Origin of the sequence: Cellulosimicrobium sp. CUA-896 (assembly GCF_001942335.1) — a bacterium.
Taxonomy (GTDB): Bacteria; Actinomycetota; Actinomycetes; order Actinomycetales; family Cellulomonadaceae; genus Cellulosimicrobium.
On record NZ_MKKH01000066.1, the window covers coordinates 1 to 24,012 of the forward strand.

13 protein-coding genes and 8 pseudogenes are annotated in these 24,012 nt (G+C 75.8%); 4 read left to right on the forward strand and 17 right to left on the reverse strand.

Translation table 11 applies throughout. The features are described 5' to 3' along the window. Positions 1-126: 126 nt before the first annotated feature. The 12 genes and pseudogenes from murC to mraZ form a co-directional block, all read right to left on the reverse strand. Entirely contained in the window at positions 127-1,509 is a 1,383-nt protein-coding gene (gene murC / locus BJF88_RS15615) for a UDP-N-acetylmuramate--L-alanine ligase (protein ID WP_075829479.1), read from the reverse strand. Next, positions 1,506-2,638 (reverse strand): annotated as a pseudogene (murG, locus tag BJF88_RS15620) (undecaprenyldiphospho-muramoylpentapeptide beta-N-acetylglucosaminyltransferase). The gene murC and the pseudogene murG overlap by 4 nt, the downstream one beginning before the upstream one ends. Positions 2,639-2,810: 172 nt before the next feature. Further along, the gene (locus tag BJF88_RS23860) at positions 2,811-2,960 is read right to left on the reverse strand and encodes a hypothetical protein (protein ID WP_369824653.1); all 150 of its coding nucleotides are present in this window, start codon (positions 2,958-2,960) and stop codon (positions 2,811-2,813) included. A 15-nt stretch (positions 2,961-2,975) separates the two neighbouring features. Continuing rightward, positions 2,976-3,931 (reverse strand): annotated as a pseudogene (locus BJF88_RS15625) (FtsW/RodA/SpoVE family cell cycle protein); the annotation flags it as partial. 208 nt (positions 3,932-4,139) lie between these two features. Then, positions 4,140-5,587, reverse strand: a pseudogene (gene murD, locus BJF88_RS15630) (UDP-N-acetylmuramoyl-L-alanine--D-glutamate ligase). Continuing rightward, positions 5,587-6,669 (reverse strand): phospho-N-acetylmuramoyl-pentapeptide-transferase, encoded by a 1,083-nt coding sequence (gene mraY, locus BJF88_RS15635; protein WP_075829535.1) that lies wholly within the window; start codon positions 6,667-6,669, stop codon positions 5,587-5,589. Before mraY ends, murD begins: the two are co-directional and overlap by 1 nt. Beyond that, positions 6,666-8,104: pseudogene (gene murF / locus BJF88_RS15640) on the reverse strand (UDP-N-acetylmuramoyl-tripeptide--D-alanyl-D-alanine ligase). Before murF ends, mraY begins: the two are co-directional and overlap by 4 nt. Next, positions 8,101-9,782: pseudogene (locus BJF88_RS15645) on the reverse strand (UDP-N-acetylmuramoyl-L-alanyl-D-glutamate--2,6-diaminopimelate ligase). The pseudogenes murF and BJF88_RS15645 overlap by 4 nt, the downstream one beginning before the upstream one ends. A gap of 103 nt (positions 9,783-9,885) precedes the next feature. Next, positions 9,886-11,607 carry a penicillin-binding protein 2 gene (locus BJF88_RS15650; RefSeq protein ID WP_255372098.1) on the reverse strand — a complete coding sequence of 574 codons (1,722 nt, stop codon included), beginning with the start codon at positions 11,605-11,607 and terminating at the stop codon, positions 9,886-9,888. 374 nt (positions 11,608-11,981) lie between these two features. Continuing rightward, a complete protein-coding gene (locus tag BJF88_RS19285; protein WP_075829481.1) occupies positions 11,982-12,440 on the reverse strand; it encodes a hypothetical protein in 459 nt (152 codons plus the stop codon). Beyond that, positions 12,437-13,471 (reverse strand): 16S rRNA (cytosine(1402)-N(4))-methyltransferase RsmH, encoded by a 1,035-nt coding sequence (gene rsmH, locus BJF88_RS15660; protein ID WP_075829482.1) that lies wholly within the window; start codon positions 13,469-13,471, stop codon positions 12,437-12,439. Before rsmH ends, BJF88_RS19285 begins: the two co-directional genes overlap by 4 nt. A 186-nt stretch (positions 13,472-13,657) precedes the next feature. Then, positions 13,658-14,092: a division/cell wall cluster transcriptional repressor MraZ gene (gene mraZ / locus BJF88_RS15665; protein ID WP_075829536.1), complete on the reverse strand. Its 435-nt coding sequence runs from the start codon at positions 14,090-14,092 to the stop codon at positions 13,658-13,660. A gap of 448 nt (positions 14,093-14,540) precedes the next feature. Here mraZ and BJF88_RS15670 point away from each other — a divergent pair. The 3 genes and pseudogenes from BJF88_RS15670 to BJF88_RS15680 all read left to right on the forward strand — a co-directional run bounded on the left by BJF88_RS15670 (position 14,541) and on the right by BJF88_RS15680 (position 18,829). Next, a pseudogene (locus tag BJF88_RS15670) lies at positions 14,541-15,466 on the forward strand (AAA family ATPase). Between the two features lies 1 nt (position 15,467). Then, positions 15,468-16,802: a DUF58 domain-containing protein gene (locus tag BJF88_RS15675; protein ID WP_255372099.1), complete on the forward strand. Its 1,335-nt coding sequence runs from the start codon at positions 15,468-15,470 to the stop codon at positions 16,800-16,802. Next, positions 16,799-18,829, forward strand: a complete 2,031-nt coding sequence (locus BJF88_RS15680; RefSeq protein ID WP_139316111.1) for a DUF3488 and transglutaminase-like domain-containing protein — start codon at positions 16,799-16,801, stop codon at positions 18,827-18,829. The genes BJF88_RS15675 and BJF88_RS15680 overlap by 4 nt, the downstream gene beginning before the upstream one ends. A 216-nt stretch (positions 18,830-19,045) precedes the next feature. Here BJF88_RS15680 and BJF88_RS15685 read toward each other — a convergent pair whose 3' ends face one another. The 3 genes and pseudogenes from BJF88_RS15685 to BJF88_RS15695 all read right to left on the reverse strand — a co-directional run bounded on the left by BJF88_RS15685 (position 19,046) and on the right by BJF88_RS15695 (position 21,248). Further along, on the reverse strand, positions 19,046-19,444 hold the full coding sequence (locus BJF88_RS15685) for a DUF3040 domain-containing protein (RefSeq protein WP_075829538.1): 399 nt from the start codon (positions 19,442-19,444) through the stop codon (positions 19,046-19,048). A gap of 37 nt (positions 19,445-19,481) precedes the next feature. Further along, positions 19,482-20,737, reverse strand: a pseudogene (locus BJF88_RS15690) (DNA polymerase IV). Positions 20,738-20,774: 37 nt separating this feature from the next. Then, complete coding sequence (locus tag BJF88_RS15695; RefSeq protein ID WP_158068961.1) at positions 20,775-21,248, reverse strand: SAV_6107 family HEPN domain-containing protein; 474 nt, start codon at positions 21,246-21,248, stop codon at positions 20,775-20,777. A 249-nt stretch (positions 21,249-21,497) separates the two neighbouring features. Between BJF88_RS15695 and BJF88_RS15700 the strand changes: the two genes are divergently transcribed. After that, positions 21,498-22,325, forward strand: a complete 828-nt coding sequence (locus BJF88_RS15700) for a spermidine synthase (RefSeq protein WP_369824640.1) — start codon at positions 21,498-21,500, stop codon at positions 22,323-22,325. Between the two features lie 135 nt (positions 22,326-22,460). On the opposite strand, the gene BJF88_RS15705 is transcribed toward BJF88_RS15700, so the two are convergent. Both BJF88_RS15705 and BJF88_RS15710 read right to left on the reverse strand, forming a co-directional pair. Then, positions 22,461-22,664 (reverse strand): cold-shock protein, encoded by a 204-nt coding sequence (locus tag BJF88_RS15705; protein WP_069387931.1) that lies wholly within the window; start codon positions 22,662-22,664, stop codon positions 22,461-22,463. Between the two features lie 348 nt (positions 22,665-23,012). After that, a pseudogene (locus BJF88_RS15710) lies at positions 23,013-23,938 on the reverse strand (PAC2 family protein). Positions 23,939-24,012 lie beyond the last annotated feature (74 nt).

Below are 24,012 nucleotides of genomic sequence, written 5' to 3' on the forward strand. Positions count from 1 at the left end.
GAGCGCGGAGCACGTCCAGGACGACCGGTCCGAGCTCGGTCACGTCGCCGGCGCGACCGTGAGCACGAGATCGCCCGCCTGGGGTGCGAGCGCGGAGCACGTCCAGGACGACCGGTCCGAGCTCGGTCACGTCGCCGGCGCGACCGTGAGCACGAGATCGCCGGGGCGGGCGGCCTCGGCGACGACGCGCGCCGCCTCGAGGCGGTTCTCCACGGCACTCGCCACGCCGGGCCGCACGAGGTCGGCGACGGTGCGGGCGCCGACCGTCGGGTCCGGGTCCTCACGGGCGGCGTACACGCCGGTGACGACGACGAGGTCCGCCGCACCCAGCGCGTCGGCGAACTCGCGCGCGAAGGCCCGCGTGCGCGAGTACAGGTGCGGCTGGAACAGCACGACGACGCGCCCGTCCCCCGCCACGGGCCGGGCGGCGGCGAGGAGTGCCGCGATCTCGGTCGGGTGGTGGGCGTAGTCGTCCACCACGCGCACGCCCCCCGCGGTACCGCGTGCCTCGAACCGGCGGCCCGTGCCGAGGAAGTCGTGGGCCGCGCCCACCGCGTCGGCGGGCGCGACGCCGAGCAGCACCGCGGCCGCCACCGCGGCGGTCGCGTTGAGCACGTTGTGCCGGCCGGGCACGCGCAGCCGCAGCCGTGCCGGTCCGACGACGTGGTCGGCGACGGCGCCCTCGAGCGTCGCGCCGACGCCGCCGTCCGCCTCAGGCCGCACGTCGTGGACGCGCAGGTCCGCGTCCGCGCTCGAGCCGTACGTCACGACGGCACCGCCGCGCGCGGCGTGCGCGCGGGCGAGCGCGAGCGAGCCCGCGTCGTCGGCGCACGCGACGAGCACGCCGCCCGGCCGGACGCGCGCGGCGAAGTCGACGAACGCCTGCTCGAACGCCTCGCGCGACCCGTAGTGGTCGAGGTGGTCGGGCTCGACGTTCGTCACGACGGCGACGTCGGGCGCGTAGTTGAGGAACGACCCGTCCGACTCGTCCGCCTCGGCCACGAGCACGTCCCCGCGGCCGAGGTGCCCGCCCGCCACGGGCCCGCCCGCCGTGACGACCGTGCTGCCGATCGCGAACGACGGGTCCAGGCCGGCCCCGCGCAGGACCGTCGCGAGCATCGCCGACGTCGTCGTCTTGCCGTGCGCCCCCGCGACGGCCACCGCGCGGCTCTGAGCCATCAGCGCGGCGAGCGCCTCGGAGCGGTGCAGCACGCGCAGGCCGGCGGCGCGTGCCGCGGCGAGCTCGGGGTTGGTCTCGCGCACCGCGCTCGACACGACGAGGGTGTCCGCCCCGGCCACGTGCGCGGCGTCGTGGCCGGCCCAGACGCGGACGCCGTCGGCGCGCAGCGCCGCGAGCGTGTCGCTCTCGCGCGCGTCCGAGCCCTGCACCGGGACCCCGCGCGCGGCGAGCAGGCGCGCGACGACCGACATGCCCGCCCCGCCGACGCCGACGAGGTGGACCGTGCCGAGCGCGTCGAGCGAGGTCACGGACGCCGCGGGACCGGTCACGGCCGCCCCCCGGCGGCGTCCGCCACGAGGTCCGCGACCCGGGCCGCGCCGTCGCGGACCCCGGCGCCCGCGGCGGCCGTCGCCATGGCACCGAGCCGGGCGCCGTCGCGCAGGAGCGCCGGGACCTCGCGCGCGACCCACGCGGCGTCCAGCGCGGCGTCGTCGACGAGCAGGCCGCCCCCGGCGTCGACCACCGGCGCGGCGTTGAGGCGCTGCTCGCCGTTGCCGATCGGCAGCGGCACGTAGACCGCAGGGACGCCGAGCGCCGCGAGCTCGCTCACGGTGCCGGCCCCCGCGCGGCACACGACGAGGTCCGCGACCGCGAGCGCGAGCTGCATCTCGGCGAGGTACTCGCGCACGTCGTAGGCGGGGGCGCCCGGCCGCGCCGCCCGCGCGGCCGCCTCGCGCACGGGTCCGTCCTTGCCCTTGCCCGTGAGGTGCAGCACCTGGGCCCCGGCCGCGAGCAGCTCCGCGGCGGCGCCCGAGACGGCCTCGTTGAGGCTGCGGGCCCCGAGCGACCCGCCCGTGACGACGAGCGTCCGTGCGGCCGGGTCGAGCCCGAGACGCGCGGCGGCCTGCTCGCGCACGCGCGCGCGTCGCTCGCGCGGGCCGCGACGAGGTCGGCGATCTCGCGCCGCAGGGGAAGGCCGGTGACCACGCCGCCCCGCAGCGGCGTGTCCGGGAAGGTGAGGCCGACGCGCGCGGCCCACCGTGCCCCGACGCGGTTGGCGAGACCGGGGCGGGCGTTCTGCTCGTGCACGACGACGGGCACCCCGCGCCGGTGCGCCGCGACGTAGGCGGGTGTCGAGACGTAGCCGCCGAACCCGACGACGACGCGTGCACCCGTCTCGTCGATCGCGGCGCCGGCCGCGTCGACCGCCGCGCGGAAGCGGCCCGGCAGGTCGAGCCACTCGGCGCTGGGCCGGCGCGGGAGCGGGACGCGCGGCACGTGGCGCAGCGGGTACCCGCGCGCGGGCACCAGGTCGTCCTCGAGGCCACCGGCGACGCCGAGCGCCGTCACGACCAGGCCGGGCTCGCGCGAGCGCAGCTCGTCCGCCACGGCCAGCAGCGGGTTCACGTGCCCCGCCGTCCCGCCGCCCGCGAGCACCACCGCACCGATGTTCGTCACGTGCCTCGTCGTCCCTTCCCGTGCGGCCGGTGCCGCGTCCTGGTCGTCGTGGTCGTCTGCTGGATGTCGTCGTGCTGGATGTCGTCGTGCTGGATGTCGTCTGCTGGATGTCGTCGTGGTGGCGGTCGTGCAGGTCCTCGGCGACGGCCGTGGACGGCCGCCTGCCCTCCGGTCAGGTGGTGGTGCGGCGGCGCGGCCGCGCGGCCCGGCCGACGACCGCGAGGGACCGCCGCACCGCGCTGCCCCGGGCGGTGAGCGCCTCGGCCGCACCGGGCTCGGAGCGCGCGAAGGAGATGACCACGCCGAGGGCCGCCATCGTCATGATGAGCGCGGTGCCGCCCGCGGAGACGAGCGGGAGCGGGACGCCGATGACGGGAAGGAGCCCGATGACGACGCCGATGTTGATGAACGCCTGCCCGACGACCCACACGCGATCGCCGCGGTGGCGATCTTGACGAACGGGTCGGGGTGGCGGCGCACCACGCGGCTCATCGCGAGGCCGAGGACGACGAACAGCCCGAGGACCAGGAGCGAGCCCAGCAGCCCGAGCTCCTCGCCGATGACCGCGAAGATGTAGTCGTTGTGCGCCTCGGGCAGGTAGCTCCACTTCTCCCGGCTCGCGCCGAGGCCGACGCCCATGAACCCGCCCGTGCCGAGCGCCCAGAGCCCGTGCAGCGACTGGTAGCACTCGCCGAGCCTGTCCGTGCACTCGCCGTAGGTGGCCATGATCCGGCCCAGCCGGTCCCCGCCGTCCTGGTTGAGGATGAAGCCGTACCCGACGACGAACGCGGCCACGGCCGCCCCGAGGGCGAGCAGGCGCGTGCTCGCCCCGGAGACGAGGAACGCTCCCGCCACGAGGAGCATGATGACGAGAGCGGTGCCGAGGTCGTGGCCCGCGAGCACGAGGCCGACGACGGCGAGTGCCCCCGGCACCGCCGGGACGATCACGTGCGACCACCGGCCGAGGAGGTGCTGCTTGCGACCGAGCACGAGCCCGAGCCACAGCGCGAGGGCGAGCTTGGCGATCTCCGACGGCTGGAACGAGAACGACCCGAGCGGGATCCAGTTCGTGTTCCCGCCGCGGCTGTCCCCGACGAACAGCACGGCGACGAGCAGCCCCACGGAGACGAGGAGTGCCGGCCAGGCGAGCGCCTTGTACCAGCGCACGGGCAGGCGCGCCGCGACGAGCAGCACGGGCAGGCCGATGAGGACGAACTTCCCCTGGCCCACGAGCGCGGCGAACGGCGAGTTCCCGGCCGCGATCTCCGTGACGGCCGAGCTCGAGAACACCATGATCAGGCCGATGACGGTGAGGAGCCCGGTGGCGCCGACCAGCAGGTAGTAGCTCGTCACGGTGCTGTTCCACTGCCCGAGCCACTGCCGCTCGGCCGGCGGCTGCGGCGTCGCCGCGCCGCTGCCGCGCGGGACGCGCGCGCTCGCGCGCCCGGACGCAGCGCGCGACGTGCCGCGCGCGGCCGTTCCCCGGCGCCCACGGTCTGCGTCACGGCGACCCGTGCTCGGGCAGGGCCCGGGCCGCGTCGGCGAACGCGTCCCCGCGCGCGGCGTAGGAGCGGAACTGGTCCATCGAGGCCCCGGCGGGCGCGAGCAGCACGGTGTCGCCGGGGCGGGCGAGACGGCGGGCGGAGTCGACGGCGCGGGGCATCACGGTCCCAGTGTCGCCAGGGTCGACACGCACCACGGGGATATCCGGCGCGTGTCGGGCCAGTGCACCCGCGAACGGCTCGGCGTCCTCACCGATGAGCACCACCGCCCGCAGGCGGTCGGCCCGCGCGGCGACGAGCTCGTCGAACGAGGCGCCCTTCGCGAGCCCCCCGGCGACCCACACGACGGTGCCGGGGGCGAACGCCGCGAGCGACGCCGACGCGGCGTGCGCGTTCGTGGCCTCGAGTCGTCGACGTACGCGACGCCGTCGACGACCGCGACCTGCTGGATGCGGTGCGCGCCCGTGCGGAACGCGCGCAGCCCGTCGCGCACGGCGACCGCGGGGACGCCGTGCGCCCGCGCGAGGGCCGCCGCGGCGAGCGCGTTGGCGACGACGTGGGCGGGCACGCGGCCGTCGGGGCCTGCGAGGTGCGCGAGGTCGGCCAGCGTGCCGAGCTCGGCGGCGGTCGCGTGCCGGTCGCGCGCGTCGGCCGGTGCGTGGAACGCCCGGTCCACGAGCACGTCCTCGACGACGCCGAGCTGGCCCCGAGCCGGGGCGCCGAGCGTGAAGCCCACGGCGCGCGCGCCCTCGACGACGTCGGCCTCGCGCACGAGCGCCTCGGTCCGCGCGTCCGCCGCGTTGTACACGCACGCGACGCGGGCGTCCTCGTAGACCCGGCCCTTGTCGGCGGCGTAGGCGTCGAGCCCGCCGTGCCAGTCGAGGTGGTCGGGCGCGACGTTCAGCACGGCACCGGCCTCGGGGGACGTCGTGTGCGTGAAGTGCAGCTGGAAGCTCGACAGCTCGACGGCGAGGACCTCGAGCGTCGGGTCGAGCACGGCCTCGACCACCGGGGCGCCGACGTTGCCGACCGCGGCCGCGCGCAGGCCCGCGGTGCGCAGGATCGTCTCGAGCATCTCCACGGTCGTCGTCTTGCCGTTCGTCCCGGTCAGCGCGAGCCACGGCGCGGGCTCGCCCGACGGCCCGGGCACGCGCAGCCGCCAGGCGAGCTCCACCTCGCTCCACACGGGCACGCCGCGCTCCCCCGCGTGCGCGAGGAGCGGGTGGCTCGGCGGCCACCCCGGGGAGACCACGACCAGGTCGACGTCACCCAGGTCGACGGCCGCGGCGTCGTGCAGGTCGGCGTCGTCCGCGCGGTCGTCGAGCGTGACGACGGCGCCCGCGCGGGGGCGCAGCGCGGCGGCGGCCGCCCGCCCGGACACGCCGAGGCCGGCGACGAGGACGCGGGCGTCCTCGAGCGGGACCGCGAGGTCGTGGCGGTGACGCACTACCCGACCACCCACTCGGCGTAGAACACGCCCATGCCGAGCGCCGCGAACAGGCCGGCGATGAGCCAGAACCGGATGACGATCGTCACCTCGCCCCAGCCGGACAGCTCGAAGTGGTGGTGCAGCGGAGCCATCTTGAACACCCGGCGGCCGGTCATCTTGAAGAAGCCGATCTGGATGATGTCCGACACGACGATGATGACGAAGAGGCCGCCGATGATCGCGGCGAGGATCTCCGTGCGCGAGAGGATCGACAGGCCGGCCAGCGCGCCGCCGAGCGCGAGCGACCCCGTGTCACCCATGAAGATCTTCGCGGGGCTCGCGTTCCACCACAGGAACCCGAAGCAGGCACCCATGACGGCGGCGGCGACGATCGCGAGGTCCTGCGGGTCGCGGACCTCGTAGCACCGCGGCCCGGCCGACGCGAGCCGCTGGCACGTCTGGTTGAGCTGCCAGATCCCCACGAGGATGTACGTGCCGAAGACGATGAGCGACACGCCCGTCGCGAGGCCGTCGAGCCCGTCGGTGAGGTTGACCGCGTTCGACCAGGCGGTGATGAGGAAGTTCGCCCAGATGACGAACAGGATCAGCCCCACGGTGGCACCGGCGAACGCGAGGTCGATGTTGGTGTCGCGCAGGAACGAGATGCGCGTCGAGGCGGGCGTGCGCCCGTGCTCGTTCGGGAACTGCAGCGCGAGGACCGCGAAGGTGATGCCGACGGCGCCCTGCCCGACGATCTTCGCGCGCGCGGTGAGCCCGAGGCTGCGCTGCTTCTTGATCTTCGTGAAGTCGTCGAGGAAGCCGACGAGCCCCAGGCCCGTCATGAGGAAGAGCACGAGCAGCGCCGAGACGCTCGGGAACCTCCCGGACACCACGTACGACACCGCCCAGCCGAGCAGCGTCGCACCGATGATGACGACGCCGCCCATGGTGGGCGTCCCGCGCTTGGTGAAGTGCGCCGTCGGGCCGTCCTGGCGCACGAACTGGCCGTAGTTGCGGTGCACGAGGAAGCGGATGAACAGCGGCGTGCCGAACAGCGCGACGAGCAGCGACACGCCCGCCGCGACGATGACCGCGATCATGCGCTCTCCCCGCGCGTCCCGCTCGCGCCGGGGGCCCCCGCGGCCGCCAGCTCGTCGCCGAGACGCCACAGGCCGGAGCCGTTGGAGGCCTTCACGAGCACGACGTCGCCCTCGCGCAGCTCGTCGCGCAGGAGCGCGGCGGCGGCGTCGACGTCGGCCACGTGCAGCGTCTCCTCGCCCCAGGAACCCTCCTGGACCGCGCCGTCGTGGATGCCCCCGGCGCCCTCGCCGACCGCGACGAGGAGCTTGATGTTCAGCCGCACCGCGAGCCGGCCGATCTCCTCGTGGGCGCGACGCGCGTCGTCGCCCAGCTCGAGCATCTCGCCGAGGACGGCGACCGAGCGGCGGTCGCGCCCCGCGACGACCGCGAGGGCCTTGAGCGCCGCGCGCATCGAGTCGGGGTTGGCGTTGTAGGAGTCGTCGATCACCGTCACGCCGTCGGCGCGGTCGGTGACCTGCATGCGGTGCGGGCTGACGGCGCGCGCGTCGGACAGCCGGGCCGCGACGTCCGGCAGCGCGACGCCCAGGCGCAGCGCGGCGGTCGCCGCGGCGAGCGCGTTGGTGACGTGGTGCTCGCCGACGAGCGCGAGGGACACGGGAGCACGCGACACCTCCTCGCCCCGTGCGCGCACGCGGAGCGTGAACGCGGCGCGCCCGGCCCGGTCGACGCTCAGGTCCTCGGCGCGCACGTCCGCCGCCGGGATGGTGCCGAACGTGACGACCTCGCCGGGGGCGACGTCGGCCATCGCGACGACGCGCAGGTCGTCCGCGTTGAGCACCGCCGTGCCGCCCGGCGCGAGCCCGGTGACGATCTCGGCCTTCGCGCGGGCCACGCCCTCGATGCCGCCGAACTCGCCGAGGTGGGCGCTGCCGACCGTGAGCACGACCGAGACGTCCGGCGGCGCGATGCGCGTGAGGTACGTCAGGTGCCCGACGCCGCTCGCGCCCATCTCGAGGACGAGGAAGCGCGTCGAGGCGTCGGCCTCGAGCACCGTGAGCGGCAGGCCGATCTCGTTGTTGAACGAGCCCTGCGGCACCACCGTGGGCCCCTGCGCCCGCAGCAGCTGGCCCATCAGGTCCTTCGTCGTGGTCTTGCCCACCGACCCGGTGACCGCGACGACACGGAGCTCCCCGTCCTCGCGCAGCCGCGCGAGGAGTGGCGCGCCAGCTCACCGAGCGCGGCCTGCACGTCCTCGACCACGACGCAGGGCACCTCGAGCTCGCGCGCGGCGAGCACGAGCGCCGCACCGGCCTCGACCGCACCCGCCGCGAAGTCGTGACCGTCGACCCGCTCGCCCGGCAGCGCGACGAACAGCGCGCCCGGCACGACCCGGCGCGAGTCGACGACGACCGGTCCCTCCACCTGCAGACCGGGGTCGGCGGACAGGCGACCGCCCGTCGCTGCGGCCACGTCGGCCGCAGTGAGCTGGATCATGCGTGGTGCTCCTTCAGGTCGTGCGTCGTCTCGTGCCGGCCGGCGCCCGCCGCGCGCGCGGCGAGCGCCGCCCGCGCCTCCACGCGGTCGTCGAGCGCGTGGTCCACGCCGGCGATCTCCTGCCACACCTCGTGCCCACGGCCCGCGACGAGGACCGTGTCGTCGGGGCCCGCCGCCGCGATCGTCTCGCGGATCGCGCGTGCTCGCGGCGCGACCTCCTGCACGACGACGTCGCGCGGCTCCGCAGCGCCCCGCGCCGCGTCGCGCGCCGCGAGCGCGCCCGGCAGCACCTCGGCGCGCACGGCCGCCGGGTCCTCGCCGTGCGGGTCGTCGTCGGTCACGACGACGACGTCCGCGCCGTCGACCGCCACCGCACCCATCGTCGGCCGCTTGCCGCGGTCGCGGTCGCCGTCGCGCCGAACACGACGGCGAGGCGGCCGCGCGTCGTCGGGCGCAGCGCCTCGAGGGCCAGCGCGAGCGCGTCGGGGTTGTGCGCGAAGTCCACGACGACGCGCGGCGCGTGCGGCGCCGTCGAGACGACCTCCATGCGCCCCGGCACCGCCGGGGACAGCCCGCCCGCGGCGGCGAGCGCGTCCTCCAGGTCGCGCGCGTCGGTCCCCGCCTCCAGCACCATCGCCACGGCGAGCGCCGCGTTGGCCACGTTGAACGGACCGGGCAGCGACGTGAGCGTGCGCACCTGTCGCCCGTCGCGGTGGCGCACGGCGAACGACGTGCCGCCGTCACGCTCCTGCACGGCGTCCACGACGGTCCAGTCGGCGTCGCGCAGCCGGCCCGACCCGTCCGGACCGCCGGGGACCGGGCCGTCGGGTGCGGCGACACGCAGCGTCGCGACGGGGATGCGGGCGACGTCCGCCATCCGCTCGCCCCAGGCGTCGTCCACGACCACGACGCCGCGACGCGCGTGCTCGGGGGTGAACAGCGCCGCCTTGGCCTCGAAGTACGCCGGGAGGTCGCCGTGGAAGTCCAGGTGGTCCTGGCTGAGGTTCGTGAAGCCCGCCACGTCGAACACGAGCCCGTCGACGCGGTGCAGGGCGAGCGCGTGCGACGAGACCTCCATCGCCAGGGTGTCGACGCCGTCCTCGCGCATGGCGGCGAGCATGGCCTGCAGGTCCGCGGCCTCGGGGGTCGTGAGCCGGCTCGGCAGCACCCGGTCGCCCGAGCGCATCTCGACGGTGCCGACGAGACCGCCCTTCCACCCGAGCGCGCGCAGGGCGTGGTCGAGCAGGTACGTCGTCGTCGTCTTGCCGTTCGTCCCCGTCACGCCGAACGTCGTCAGGCGCTCGGCGGGGCCGCCGTACACCCACGCGGCGAGCGGGCCGAGCAGCGCCCGCGGGTCCTCCGCGACGAGGACGGGCACCTGCACCTCCGCCTCGCTCAGCAAGGACGCGCCACGCTCGTCGGTGAGGACGGCGCGGGCGCCGCGCTCGACGGCGGCGGGAGCGAACCGCGCCCCGTGCGCGCGCGCTCCGGGCAGCGCGACGAAGAGGTCGCCGTCGGCCGCCGTGCGGTCGTCGGAGGCGACGGACCAGACCTCGACCGCCTCGGCATCCGAGGACGCGGCGCCGCCCACGACCCGCAGACCGAACCGGACCGCCGCGTCCCCGACCGTGCGGCGGGTGGCCGCGGCAGGACGGATGCGGTCGATCGGGGATGTCACGTGAAGAACCTACCGTGCCGGTGCGCGTCGCCCGGCCACGCCGGGGGCGTCGCGGTGCGCTTCACGGGACCTTCACCACGACCGCGCCGGCGGGACCCGGCGATCACCACGTCGTGGGCAGCGGGACGTACGGCTCGGTGCTCGGCCCGACGTTCTGGTGCTCGAGCGTGAAGCCCATGATCTCGCTGAAGACCGGGGCCGCGACCACGCCGCCGTAGATGGACGTGCGGGGGTTCTTGAGGAAGACGCCCACGGTGTAGCGCGGGTCGTCGGCGGGCGCCACCCCGATGAACGAGGCCATGATCCCCGAGAGCTGCCCGTCGGCCCCGGCCGCCTCGGCGGTCCCGGTCTTGCCCGCGATCCGGTAGCCGGGCACCTCCGCCGCCGCGCCCGTGCCCTCCTCGACGACCGACTCCATCATCCGCAGCACCGTGTCGGCGGTCTCCTGCGACACCACGCGCCGGGGCTCCTCGACGGGGGCCGGGGTGAACGTCCCGTCGGGCGACGTCGTGCCGGCGACGAGCCGCGGCGCGCTGCGGAGCCCGCCGTTCGCGACGGTCGAGAACACGCTCGCGGCCTGGACCGCGTTGACCGAGACGCTCTGGCCGAAGAGCACCGCGTACTCGGTGCGCCCGTCCCAGGACTCCGCGGGGTGCAGGATGCCCGCCGACTCCCCGGGCAGGCCGAGCCCCGTGGGCTGGCCGAAGCCGAACTTGTGCAGGTAGTCGTAGCGCACCTGCTTCGGGATGCGCTCGCCGACCTGGACCGTCCCGGTGTTCGAGGACTCGGCGAGGACGCCCGCGAGCGTCAACCGCTCCAGCCCGTGCTCGTGCGAGTCGCTGAACGTCTGCCCGTTCGGCGTCGTGTAGGAGTACGGCACCTCGAACTGGGTGTCCGCCTCGGCGAAGCCGCCCTCGAGCGCCGCGGCCATCGTGACGACCTTCCCGGTGGAGCCGGGGTCGAAGATGTTGGACACCGCGCGGCTCGGGCGGGCGACCGCGGCGGTCGACCGGTCGTTGGGGTTGACCGTCCCGGAGTCGGCGAGCGCGAGGATCGCGCCGGTCCGGGTGTCCTGCACGACGGCGATGCCGAAGTCGGCGCCGGACTCGCGCACGGCGCGGTCCACGGAGTCCTGGGCCTTCCACTGCACGTCGCGCTCCACGGTGAGGCGCACGTCCTCCCCCGGCACCGCCGCGACGGTCTCGCAGTGCCCGGTGGGGATGAGCTCGCCTCCGCGACCGGCCTCGCACTCCCGCGAGCCGGGCGTGCCGGCGAGGGCGTCGTCGTACGCGGCCTCGATCCCGCCCATGCCGGTCTGCTCCGCGTCCACGTAGCCGACGAGGTTGCCCGCGACGGTCGCGGCGGGGTAGCTGCGCTCGCTGGTCGCGTCGGCCCGGATGTAGGCGGACAGACGCAGCTCGGCGATCTCCCGCTGGACCTCGGGCGTGACCTCCTTGGCGAGGACGACGTACCCCTCGCCGTTGAGCCGCGCCGCGAGGTCCGGCGCGGACTCGCCGAGGACCGGCGCGAGCAGCTTCGCGACGCCGGCGGCGCCGCCCGCCTCGAGCGGCGTCCCGTCGGCCAGCGTGCGGCTGCCCGGCGTGAAGGACTGGATCGCGGTGCGGTCGGCGCCGATGGTGTAGCGGTCGACGGACGTGGCGAGCACGACGCCGTCCGCGTCCGTGATGTCGCCACGGTGCGCGAGCGTCGTCGAGCTGCGCAGCCGGTCGTCGCGCGCCTCGCCCGCGAGCGTGGGACCCTGGATGACCTGGACGTTGACCAGCTGCGCGACGAAGAGCAGGACGACGAGCGTCGCGACGCCCATGAGCCAGCGCTGGCGCTGCTCGGGGCGTCCCGGCTCGGGCGCGGGACGCGCCGGCCCGCGGGGCGGGGTCCCGCCGCCGCGCGCCGGCGGGGCGGCCGCGCCGCTCCCGAACGGTACGGCCCGGCTCGTGCCGGACCGCGGTGCCGCGGCGCGGCTGGAGGTGGTGCGCGGAGCCGACGCCGATCGCGGTGCCGACGCCGCACGCGGCGCTGACGGGGTGCGGGGTGTCGACGAGGTGCGCGCTGTCGACGAGGTGCGCGGGGCGGCAGCGCGCGGCGACACGCCCCCGGCGGCACCCCGGGGAGACGTGCGGTCGCCGCGGGAACCGGAGGCCGTGGCCCGCGGCCCCCTGCCGCCGTCGGCGCCCCTGGCCGTCACTGCCCGGCCCCCTCCTCGGCGCCGAGCACCACGGCGCCGTCGGCCAGCCGGATCATGCCCGGCGCCGGCGACTCGACCATGCCGTACCTGCGCGCCGTGTCGTGCAGCGCCGCCTCCTGGTCGCGCACGAGCGCCTGCAGCCGCTGCGTGTCCTGCTCCACCTGGCCCACCTCCCGCCGCAGCCCCGACATCTCGTAGGAGTTCTGCGCCATCGTCGTGTTGACCAGGAGAGCACACAGGAGCGCCAGACCGAGCACCGACATGCAGACGACGAGGAACGGGACGCGCGAGCGCGCGTGGAGCGGGGCCCGGACCAGCTCGAGGCGGGAGCGGGCGCCGCGCTCGGTCGCGCCGCCGGGGAGCGCGGTCAGCGTGGGACGGGGTGCGGGCGTCGCTCCGGGGCGCCCGGTGCGCGGCAGCGGTCGGGCGGCCGCCGTGGACCTCAGTGCGCTCATGGTGTTCTCTCCCCCGGTCGGTCCGGTCGGTTCGTGCTGGTGGTGCGTGGTCGTCGGTGGGCGGGCGTGGGGCGCACGCGTTCGGCGGCCCGCAGCCGGACGGAGGCCGACCGCGGGTTGCTCTCGCGCTCGTCCGGCGGCGCCTCCTCGGCGCCGCGGGTCAGGAGCCGCAGGTACGGCTGGTCGGACTCGGGCACGACAGGAAGGCCCGCCGGCGCGCTCACCGTCGCGCCGGCCGCGAGCTCGCGCTTGACGAGGCGGTCCTCGAGCGAGTGGTACGACTCGACGACGATCCGCCCGCCGACCGCGAGCGCGTCCACCGCCGCCGGGACCGCCCGGGCGAGCACCTCGAGCTCGCCGTTCACCTCGATGCGCAGCGCCTGGAACGTCCGCTTCGCGGGGTTGCCACCGGTCGTGCGCGTGGCGGCGGGGATCGAGGCCCGGACGAGGTCGACGAGCTCGGCGCTGCGCGTCCACGGACGTTCCTCGCGCCGGCGCACCACGGCACGGGCGATGCGCTGGGCGAACCGCTCCTCGCCGTACTCCCGCAGGACGCGCGTGAGCGCGCGCTCGTCGTACGTGTTGAGGACGTCCGCGGCGGTGCGGCCCCCGGTCGGGTCCATCCGCATGTCGAGCGGGGCGTCGTGCGCGTAGGAGAAGCCCCGGTCGCGCTCGTCGATCTGCAGCGACGAGACGCCGAGGTCCATGAGCACGCCCTGCACGGGCGACCCGACCGCCTCCGCGACGACGTCGGCGACCTCGTCGTAGACGGCGTGCACGGCGCGGAACCGGTCGCCGAAGCGCGCGAGGCGGCGCGACGCGCGCTCGATCGCGTGCGGGTCGCGGTCGATGCCGACGACGCGCGCGGTCGGGACCTGCTCGAGGACCGCCTCCGTGTGCCCGCCCATGCCCAGCGTGCAGTCCACGAGGACCGACCCCGGCTCGGCCAGCGCCGGCGCCAGGAGGTCGACGCAGCGCTGGAGGAGCACCGGCACGTGCCGCTCGGCGGCGTCGTCGGGCGTCGTGCTCATCGGTCCTCCTCCTGTGCTCCTGACGCCTGCTGCGCCGTGGTGGTGGTGCGTGCCTGTCGTGCGGCCCGCCGTCGTGCTCGCGGCCGGGGCCGTCCGGTCAGGTCTCCCTCCGCGTCCTTTCTGGCACCGGGGAAGTGCGCCAGACCGGGCGGGAGGAGACCTCACCGGACGGGGCCCGTGACCGTCCTAGAAGCGCAGGTCCGGGAACACCTCCTCGGCGGTGTCCGAGTAGGCGCTCTCCTGCTCCGCGAGGTACGTCTCCCAGGCCTCGGCGTCCCAGATCTCGACGCGGGTGCCCGCGCCGATCACCGCGACGTCGCGGTCCAGGCCCGCGTACGCCCGCAGGGGCGCGGGGATCGAGACCCGGCCCTGCTTGTCCGGGATCTCGTCGCTCGCCCCCGACAGGAACACGCGCAGGTAGTCGCGCGCCTGCTTGCTCGTCACCGGCGCCTGCCGGATCTGGTCGTACATGCGCCGGAACTCGTCCATCGGCAGGAGGAACAGGCATCGCTCCTGTCCCCGCGTCATGACGAGCCCCGGCGCCAGCCGGGGCCTGAACTTCGCGGGGAGGATGAGCCTCCCCTTGTCGTCCAGACGAGGTGTGAAGGTCCCGAGGAGCAGGCCGGAGGAACCGCCGAGCACCTCGTCCGCGAAGCCGGACATGCACCTGGCACCTCCCCTCCTGCTCCCAGTTCCTCCACGGTACTCCACAACCCTCCACCGCTCCTGGTGAAACGCGGAAACTTCACCCCTGTTCGCAGGATCTGCGCAGGTCACCCCCGGTGGAGGGACGTGGAGGGAGCCGGTCCACCCGCGTGCGCCGCGCGTCGTCCGCCGCGTCCGCCGACCTCGTGCACGCCCCGACCGGCCCCCGGGGTGGAGGAAGGTGGAGGACCTGGTCGGGCACCGGTGGCGGCGTCAACTAGGCTCGTGGCACCTGCGGTCCTCGGCCGCAGCCCCGCGCCACCGACGACGGAGGTCACCCGTGCTCCCCGACATCGCCCCTGTCGCGACGCCCGACGAGCGCGAACCGGCCGCGCTGGACGAGCTCGTCGAGACCACCGCGCGGATGCGCTCGGGGATCGAGTCCGTCGTCACGGGCCGTCCCGACCTCGTCACGGTGACGGTCGCGGTCCTCCTCGCGCAGGGCCACCTGCTCCTCGAGGACGTGCCCGGCGTCGGCAAGACGACGCTCGCCAAGCGCTCGCACGCACGATCGACTGTCACGTGGGGCGCATCCAGTTCACGCCCGACCTGCTGCCCAGCGACCTCACCGGCGTCAACATCTACCGTGCGGCGAACCACGAGTTCGAGTTCCGCCCCGGGCCGGTGTTCGCCAACATCGTCATCGGCGACGAGATCAACCGGGCCTCCCCCAAGACGCAGTCCGCTCTGCTCGAGTGCATGGAGGAGGGCCAGACCACCGTCGACGGCACCACGCACCTCCTGCCGCGGCCGTTCCTCGTCGTGGCCACGCAGAACCCGGTCGAGATGGAGGGCACCTACCCGCTGCCGGAGGCGCAGCGCGACCGGTTCATGGCCCGTCTCACCGTCGGCTACCCCGACGTCGACGCCGAGCTCGAGATGCTCGAGCGGCAGGAGGCGGACGACCCGCTCGCCCGCCTCACGCCCGTCACGGACGGCGCCTCCATCCCCCGCTTCGCCCGCGCCGTGCGGTCCGTCTACGCCTCCCCGTCCGTCAAGCGCTACGTGGTCGACCTGGTCACCGCGACGCGGCGGCACGCGGCGCTGCGGCTCGGCGCCTCGCCGCGCACGTCGCTGCAGCTGCTGAGGGCCGCCAAGGCCGTCGCCGCGATGGCCGGCCGTGACCACGTCCTGCCGGACGACGTCCAGTACCTGGCGGTGCCCGTCCTGGCGCACCGCCTCGTCATCACGACCGAGGCCCGGCTCGCCGGCCACGACGCCCCCGCCGTCGTGTCGTCGATCGTCGCGCAGACGCCGATCCCCGCCCGGGACGCGACCGAGCGGCGTTGACGTGCGCGCCCTCCCCGGCCTGACGCGGCTGCGCGGCCTGCGCCGCCGGCTCGCCCGCGCGCGCCTGACCCGTCGCGGAGCGGCCCTGCTCGTCGCCGGCGCCGTCCTCGTCGCCACCGGCGTCACGCTCGGCCTGCCCGACGTCGTGGGGCTCGGGGCCGCCGGCGTCCTCGTCGTGGGAGCCGCCTGGGCCTGGATGGTCCTGCGCCGCGTCGACCGCGGGCGCGGGGCGCTGCGCGTGTCCCGGCGCGTGCAGCCGAACCCCGCGACGCGGGGCCAGGTCACGTCGGCGCGGCTCACCGTGGAGGCCGCCCGCCGCACCGCCGCCGGGGCGAGCATGCTCGCACGCCTGCGGATCAGCGAGCAGGCCGCCCACGAGCTGTCCGACCAGGGGTCGTTGCGGGCGCAGGTCACCACGCGCGAGGACCACGTCGCCGTGCGGTACGCGCTGCGCCCCCTGCGCCGCGGCCGCTGGCCCCTCGGGCCGCTCCTCGTCACGCGCGTCGACGCCTTCGGTCTCGTCAGCGCGACCCAGGAGCTCGGCGAGCCGACGTCGGTGGCCGTCTGGCCACGCACCGTGTCCCTGCCCGTGCGGGGCACGCGCGCGTTCGGCGAGCAGGAGCGGTCGACGACAGGAGCGCGCCTGTCCTCGAGCGACGACTCCGTGCTGCGCGACTACGTCACGGGCGACGACCCGCGGCGCGTCCACTGGGCCAGCGCCGCCCGGCACGGTCAGCTCATGGTCCGCGCCGACGAGAGCGCGAGCCTGCCGCCCGTCACCGTCCTGCTCGACCGCGGGCTCCTGCCGCACCCCGACGTCGCGCGGGGCGGGCACGCCCTCGCGGACGGCGAGTGGGCGGTCGAGACGGCCGCGTCCGTCGGTGTCTCGCTCCTGCAGGCGGGACACCCCGTCCGGCTCGTCCCGACGTCCCTCGCCCCCGTGATCGACACCTCCGGCTACACGACGAACCGCGCCGGGGAGGGCCCCGCGGACGTCCTCGACGCCACCGTCGACCTCCGGGGCCACCACGGGCTGTCCGAGACCGACCGGGCGGCGGCCGCGACCGCGGAGGCGCTGCGCACCGGTCGCCGGCCCGGCGAGATCACCGTCGCGGTCCTCGGCCCGCTCGGCGCCGTGGCGCGGCACACCGTCGGATCGCTCGCGGGCGACATGCTGCACTGGGCCCTCGTCGTCCTCCCGCGCTCGTCGGCGCACCAGGCGGAGGCGCACGACACCGTGACGGCGCTGCGAGCGACCGGGTGGCACGTCGAGCCGGTCGAGGCCGGCACACCGGTCGAGCGCGCGTGGACCCGGCTCGTGGAGGGCGCGCGATGACGACCGACCGGAGGGCGGGAGGACCCGGCGCGGACCACGCCGGGCTCGCGGCACGCGTGCTCGGGACGACGCTCTGCGTCACCGTCGCCGTCGCCGCCTCCACCTACGCGCTCGGGACCGTCATCGGACCGGGCGAGTGGACCCGGACGGCGGTGCGCACGCTGCTCGTGCTCGCCCTGGTCACCGGCCTGTCCCGCTACGCGCTCGAGCGGTCCTCCACGCGTCGTGGCGAGCCGCTCGCCCCGCCCGCCGCCCTGCTCCCCTCGGCCGCCGGGCTCGTGGTCGGCGCGTGGGCGCTGCTCGGGCTGTACGGCGGGCCGACCGACCGCTTCTCCGCGCTCATCGGGCTGTCGAACGTCGAGCGCCTGGTCACCCGCCTGCAGACCGCGCGCGAGCTGACCCTCGCGGAGGTCGCACCCATCGACCCCAGCCTCCCCGTCGAGCTGCTCGCCGTCGGGGGCGCCGTCCTCGTCTTCCTCGTGGCCGACCTCATGGCGGGAGGACTGCGTCTGGGCGCCGGCGTGGGCGTCCCCCTCCTGGCGCTGTGGATCCCCGGGCTGGTCCTCGTCGGCGACGTGCCGCCGGTCGCCTTCGTCCTCACCGTCACCGCGCTCGTGGCGCTGCTCGCCGTCGACAACCCGCACCGCGCGGCGCCGCGCGCCGTCGCGCACCACGGTGCCCGCCACCGCGGGCCGGCGGTCGGCGCGCGCGCCGCGACGGCCGTGGGGACGGCCCTCGCCGTCGCCGTCGTCGCCCTCGGCGTCGGCTCGGCGAGCGCGACGCTGCCCGAGGTGGCGTCCTCGTCGTGGTCGCGCCTGTTCTCCTCGACGGGCAGCACGGTGCGGCTCTCCGCGGACCTCGACATGCGCCGCGACCTCGCGGAGCGATCCGACGAGGTGGTCCTGCGCTACCGCACCGACGGCGACGACGTCGGCCCGCTGCGCGTGTTCACGCTGACCGGGTTCGACGGCACGAACTGGCGGCGGGGCGACGACCGCGACGGCGAGCCGGTCGAGGACGGCGACACGCTCCTGTGGCCGCAGGACGCGCCCCGCGAGACGCCCACCCGGCTGGAGCTGACGCTCGAGTCGCTGCGGGACACGAAGCTCCCGCTGCCCACCGAGCCCCGCACCCTCGACGCGGCCGGCGACTGGCGCTACGACGCCGTCCGCGACGAGGTCGTCGGCGACCGGGCGACGGACGCCGGGACGACGTACGCGGTGACGGCCTACCCCCGCGCGCTCGACGCCGAGGCGCTCCGGTCGGCGGCGGGCGGCGACCCGGACGACCCGAACTACGTGGACGTCCCGGCGTCGGAGCACGAGCAGGAGATCCGCGACCTCGCCGCCCAGGTCGTGGAGGGCGCGCCCTCGCGGTACGACCAGGCGCTCGCGCTGCAGACCTTCTTCCGCGACACGTCGACCTTCACGTACTCGACCCAGGTCCCGCCCGGCGAGTCGGGGGACGCGGTGTGGGACTTCCTGCAGCACCGCACGGGCTACTGCGTGCAGTTCGCGACGTCGATGACCATGATGGCGCGCACGCTCGGCATCCCGGCACGGCTGGGCGTGGGCTTCCTGCCCGGCCAGAGCGAGGGCGACGGCGTCTACCGCGTCACGGGCCGCGACTCGCACGCGTGGCCGGAGCTGTACTTCGCGGGCCTCGGCTGGGTGCGGTTCGAGCCGACGCCCGCGCAGCAGACCGGTCCGGCCCCGCGCTGGGCGACGCCGACCGGCAACACCGCGACCCCGGGCTTCCTGGCCCCGGACGACGCGCTCACCCCGGGTGCCGAGCCGGAACCGTCAGCACCCGTCTCGCCCGCGCCCACCTTCGAGGGCGACGGGTCCGCGTCGGTCGGCGCCGACGACACCGGGGCGCCGTGCTGCTCGTCGCCGGCCTCACGGTGGTCCTGCTCGTCGGTGCCGCCGCCTGGCTGGTGCTCCGCCGTCGGACGCGGGACCACGCGATCCACGACGCCGAGGACGCCTGGCGCGACCTGGTGCGACGGCTCGCGGCGCTCGAGGTGACGTGGCCGTCGTCGACGACGCCGCGAGGAGTTCCGGCCGTCGTCGCCTCGACCGTGCACGCCCGCTCCGGCGCGGGCCTGGACGACGAGACGGTCGAGGCGCTCGTCGGGCTCTGCACCGCGCTCGAGACGGAGCGCTACGCCCCCGGCGCGGTCCCCCGAGCCGCGGGCCTGCGAACGCTCGTCGAGACCGCGGTGGCCGGGGTGGAGCGTGCGCTCAGCGACCGCCCTGCTCGCGTCGCCGCTCCCACCGCTCTTCGAGCCGGCTGAGGAACGGCTGGCGGGCCGCCTGCTTCTTCGGGGCGGAGGGCCGCACGCGACCGTCGGCGCCGACGGTCCCGACGGGGCCCTTGCGCGCACCGCGCGGGGACTGGAACACGAGCACCACGCCCGCGAACATGAGCACGAAGCCCACGACCCCGAGCCAGGTCTGCGACGTGGCCGCACCCAGGACGAGGAGCAGCAGGCCGCCGACCACGCCCGCTCCGGCGAGGACGTAGCGCAGCACCGAGCGCCGACGCGGTGCGTGGAACGTGTTCGCCAGCCGCGGGTCGTCCGAGGTGAGCGCTCGCTCCATCTGCTCCAATACCCGCTGCTCGTACTCAGACAGAGGCATGAGCACCCCGTTTCTTCGCGGTGGTCGAGTGTCACCCTCAGGATAGTTCGACATCTGCGGGGGTGGTAGTCGAGCGGGTCCCGCGCGGTCCCATCGCGATCGATCTCACCCCGAACCTGCCCCGGACGGCGTCCACGGCCTCCTCGGCACGGCGCCGCGCGTGGCCGTGCTCGCCCACGGCCTCCTCCAGCGTCGGCTGCACGAGGGCCCCCGAGCGCGGGGCGAGCCCCTCCGCACGCACCCCGACGAGCCGCACGGCGAGCCCGTGCAGGTCGACGGACGCCACGAGCTCGCGCGCGACGAGGTAGATCTCCCGCGCCACGTCCGTCGGGGCGCCGAGCGTGCGGGCCCGGGTCACCGTGCGGAAGTCGCTCGTGCGCACCTTCACGCTCACCGTCCGGGAGACCAGACCCTGGTGACGAAGCCGCGACGCGCACCGGTCCGCGAGCTCGAGCACGCGCGCTGCACGACGTCCAGGTCCCGCAGGTCGTGCTCGAACGTCGTCTCCGCGCCGATGGAGCGCTCCGCCCGGCGCGGTTGCACGGGCCGGGGGTCGCGGCCCCAGGCGAGATCGTGCAGGTGCGCACCGGACACCTTCCCGACCGCGGCCTGCAGCACCGCGACGTCGGTGTCCGCGAGCTCGGCCACGGTGCGGATGCCCCACCGGGCGAGCGCGCCCTCCGTGCGCTCCCCGACCCCCCAGAGCGCGCCGACCGGCAGGGTCCGCAGGAACGCGACGGTCGAGCCGGCGGGCACGAGCAGCATGCCGTCCGGCTTGGCGTGGGTCGAGGCGAGCTTCGCGACGAACTTCGTCGTGGCGATCCCCACCGAGCAGGTGACGCCGTGCTCGGCGAGGACCCGACGACGCAGCGCGGCGCCGATCACGGTCGGCGGGCCGAGCCGGCGCCGCGCACCGCTGACGTCGAGGAACGCCTCGTCGACGCTCACCTGCTCGACGAGGGCCGTGATCTCGCCGAGCATCCCCATCACCGACCGGGACACCTCGAGGTAGCGCCGATGGTCCGGGCGCACGACGACCGCCTGCGGGCACGCCCGGCGGGCCACCGCCATCGGCATCGCCGAGTGCACCCCGAACGCGCGCGCCTCGTAGGTCGCGGCGAGGACGACGCCACGGTCCGCACCGCCGACGACGACCGGCCGGCCCCGCAGCTCGGGCCGGCGGGCGAGCTCCACCGACGCGAAGAACGCGTCCATGTCGACGTGGAGGATCGAGCAGCCGTCCTCGTCGTCGCCCCAGTCCCGGCGGACGGCGGCCCGCGGGCCGCGGCTCATCCCTGCCCCCCGGTCCGCGCCCGGCGCGGCGGACGGCTCATGACGCGACCGTGCGCAGGCCGGGGACGCGGACGAACGCGGCGTCCGGGTCGACCAGCATCGCGACCTCGTCGCGGAAGTCCTCCGCGCAGGCCATGAGCTCGTCCGCGCGGCGCGGGTCCACGTCCGCCCGCCCCGCGTCGACGGCGGCGCGCACCCGCGCTCCCCCGGCGAAGTACACGGACCAGGCCGCGAGCGACGGCTCGGCGTCGGCGAGCTGGTCCCAGACCGGCCGGGCACGACCTCGGCGCTCCGCGTGCCCGCGCAGCGCCACGACGGCCGCCGCCGCACGCAGCGCCCCCAGGTGCGCGCGCACGAACCGCTCGGCGGCGTCGCCCGCGAGCGCGGCGGCGACCAGCTCGGCGTCCGCACGCGCGAGAAGACGCCGGACGTCCGCCGGGACCAGCGCCGCACCGGGCCGCCCGTGCCCGCCCGTGCCCGCCGCCGTACCTGTCGCTGGGTTCCGCGCCATGGTGCACCTCCTGGATCCACTATCGAACACCTGTTCGACCCGTGTCACGTCCCGGCGCCCCGTACCGCGTACGGTGGAGCCATGGCTCGTCGCGCCCCCCGGACCTCCCGCACAGCGTCCGCCGAGCCACCCACACCCCGGCGCCGCGGGTCCCGTGCGGCACGCCGCGACGACGACCTGCCCGCCGACGAGGTCCCGACCAGCACCGGCTCAGCGCGCCTGGAACGCGACCCCGACCGACCTCGCGCCATGACGCTGCACGTCAACGGCGTCCCGAGCTCCCACGTCGACCTCGACGACCCCGGCTTCCTCGCGTTCGAGTACATGCAGCAGATGGCGGCCGTGGTCGACCTCCTCCCGGACGGGCCGCTACGCGTGCTGCACCTGGGGGCCGCGGGGTGCAGCCTGGCGCGGTGGGTCGAGCACACCCGGCCCGGCTCGGCCCAGGTGGGCGTCGACCTCGACGCCCGGCTGCTCGAGCTCGTGCGCCAGTGGTTCGACCTCCCGCGCTCGCCCCGGCTGCGGCTGCGGGCGGACGACGCGCGGCACGCCGTGACGACCTTCCCGGACGCGTCCTTCGACGTGGTGGTGCGTGACGTGTTCGCCGGCGACGCGACGCCCGCGCACCTCGTCACGACCGGCACCGCGCGCGACGTACGGCGCGTGCTGCGTCCCGGGGGCACCTACCTCGTCAACTGCGCCGACCGACCTCCCCTGACCGCCGCGCGCCGCGAGCTCGCGACCCTCGCCGCCGTGGCCGCGACCGACGACGGGGAGGTGGCGGACGGCGACGACGCGCCACGCGTCGCCGCGCTCGCCGAGCCGGCGCAGCTCAAGGGACGCCGCTACGGCAACGTCGTGCTCGTCGCCGTCCGTCCCGGAGCCGACGGCCCGGACCTCGGCTCCGCGGCCCTGGCGCGCGCGTCGCGCAGCCTCCCGGTGCCGGCCCGCGTCCTCGTCGGCCCGGAGCTCGACACGTTCACCGGCTCGGCAGCACCGTTCGAGGACCCGCCCGAGGATCTTCTGCGGACGCGCACCGGCGCGGCCGGCGCACCCGCCCACGGCCCCGCCGCCTGATCGGGTCCGCGCCCGGAGCCCGGATCCCGGGCCCCGCGGATCGTGATCCGGACAGCACGAGAGCCGCGCCCCGGGGTCGGGACGCGGCTCCTGCGCGGCGACCGCAGGCGCCCGCGGGGGCGCCGGGCGCGGCCGTCAGAGCGGGCGGACGTTCTCCGCCTGCGGGCCCTTGGGGCCCTGCGTGATCTCGAACTCGACCCGCTGCGCCTCGTCGAGCGTGCGGTACCCCTGCGTCTCGATCGCCGAGTAGTGCACGAAGACGTCGGCACCGCCGCCGTCCTGCGCGATGAAGCCGTAGCCCTTCTCGGCGTTGAACCACTTCACAGAACCCTGCGCCATGCTGTTCCTCTGACCTTCTGTCCATCCGGGGACACCAGCGAGCGGACCCTTCGTCCACCCCGTGCGCCGCAGTGCCGCGTCCCACGTCCTTCGCCGGTGGACCAGCCGGGCGGGGCCGGAACGGTGCTCGCCACCGGGTCGTGCGCGAGCACGCCACTGCAACGGGTGCCAGTCTGGCACGGACACTGTGTGCTACGCCACGGAGGACGGCGACGTCTCGTGGCTATTTTTCCGGACATACCCGCACAGGACGGCGCTCCACGAGAGCCGCACCACCGGTCGGGTCGGCGCGCGACGGCACCACCGGGAGGGCGACGCCCGCTCCCGGGCGCTCGGCGCCGGGTGCGCTCAGTCCCCGGACTGCTGGGCCAGGAACCGCTCGAACTCGTCGCCGAGCTCCTCCGCCGTCGGGATCGGTGCGGACTCCGCGAGCAGGCTCGTGCGCCCCACGGCGCGCGCGAACGCGTCGTACTGCTCCTCCAGGGCGTGCACCACCGCGGCGACCTCCTCCGAGTCCTGGACCTGCCGCTCGACCTCGGCGGTCGCCTCCTGCGCCGCACCGGCCAGCCCCCCGGTCGCGAGGTCGAGACCCGTGAGCCGCTGGACGTGGTCGAGGGCCACGACGGCGGCCGGCGGGTACGACGACTGCGCGAGGTAGTGCGGCACATGCACGGTGTACCCCACGGCGTCGTGACCGGCGCGGCCGAGCCGCAGCTCGAGGAGCGCCGCGAGGCTCGCCGCACCTTCACGGTGCCGAACCAGGACGAGTGCTCGCCGAGGAGCTCCGTGCGGGTCGCGTGGGCGGTCACCGAGAGCGGTCGGGTGTGCGGGATGCCCATCGGGATCCCGTGGAAGCCGACGGTCAGCGAGACGCCGAGCCGCTCGACCACGTCCTGGACCGCGGCCACGACGCGCTCCCACTGGACGTCGGGCTCCGCGCCGTGCAGCAGCAGGAACCCGGTGCCCTCGGCGTCGCGCACGTGGTCGATCACCAGGTGGGGCTCGTCGTAGTCGGACCAGCGGTCCGTGCTGAAGGTCATCGTCGCGCGCTTGGAGCGGTAGTCGAGCAGCTGGTCGGCGTCGAACGTCACGACACGCGTGACCTCACCGATCTCCAGCAGGTGCTCGACGGCGACCTCCCCCGCACTGCCCGCGTCGACGAACCCGGCGACCGCGTGCAGCAGGGCCGGGCCCGCACCGGGCTCCGGCGGGCTCGGCCACAGGCGCGCGACGGCGTCCTCGTCGAGCTCGTAGATCCCCCGAGGATCCAGCATGCTTCCTCCTCGTCACGTCTGCTGCCCGTCCGGCGACCGTCCACGGCCGGAGGGCCTGTCGTCGACAACGCGCC